The sequence below is a fragment of the Allomesorhizobium camelthorni genome (assembly GCF_011045125.1).
GTDB lineage: Bacteria > Pseudomonadota > Alphaproteobacteria > Rhizobiales > Rhizobiaceae > Allomesorhizobium > Allomesorhizobium camelthorni.
This window is the reverse complement of record NZ_JAAKZF010000297.1, coordinates 1-833: the sequence shown is the minus strand read 5'-3', so window position 1 is coordinate 833 and position 833 is coordinate 1. Positions and strand designations below refer to the sequence as shown.

The 833-nt window shown below is 59.9% G+C and carries 1 pseudogene; it reads left to right on the top strand.

The window, feature by feature from the left end:
- A pseudogene (locus G6N73_RS35990) lies at positions 1–722 on the top strand (recombinase family protein); the annotation flags it as partial.
- Between the last annotated feature and the right edge of the window lie 111 nt (positions 723–833).

Sequence of the window (833 nt, the reverse complement as noted above, 5' to 3'; positions counted from 1 at the left end):
GTCGCGTCGGCGACATCGAGAGCAGGGTTGCCGCGCATGATGCCACGACGCCGGAACCATCACCCCTGTCGGCAACGGACCTCACCGCGCTCGTCGCCGATCTCAAGGCTGTGTGGGCGGCGCCGACGACAGACGCAAGGCTCAAGAAGCGCATCGTGCGGACCGTCATCCATGAGGTGGTCGCCGATATCGACGATGCGGCATCCGAGATCGTGCTGCTGATCCATTGGATTGGGGGTGTCCATACCGAACTGCGTCTGCCGAAGCGGCGTCGTGGGCAGCGCAATGCCACTCCCGGCGACATCGTCACGGCGGTTCGCCAACTGATCCTCATCGCCAGTGATGACGTGATTGCCGGCATTCTCAACCGCAACGGTCTGGTGACCGGCAACGGCAATCGATGGACACGTGAGCGGGTCACCGCGCTTCGATCGTATCGCAAGATCCCGGTCTTCCGACCGGCGGCGGACGGCATCGAACCATGGCTCAATCTGAACAAGGCAGCTCGCCTGCTCGGCATCACGCCGAAGACGCTCAGGCTTGCCGCCGAAGCAGGAAAGATCGAAGGCCTTCATCCTTTGCCGGATGGGCCGTGGATCTTCAGACGATCAGAGCTTGGAAAACCGGATGCTCAGCAGATCGTTCACCGCGCGCGGCAGAACCAAAAATACCCCACGGGATCGCATCCCGATCAGCAAAACCTATTCACTTCAACGACATAGAGAGATGGGTGTTATGAAACAGGATTGTAAAAGATCAGATACCGGGCGATCGCTGTGCGGGCCTCCGGCACGCTGGTATAGGCATGCAGGTAGACCTCCTCATATTTGATA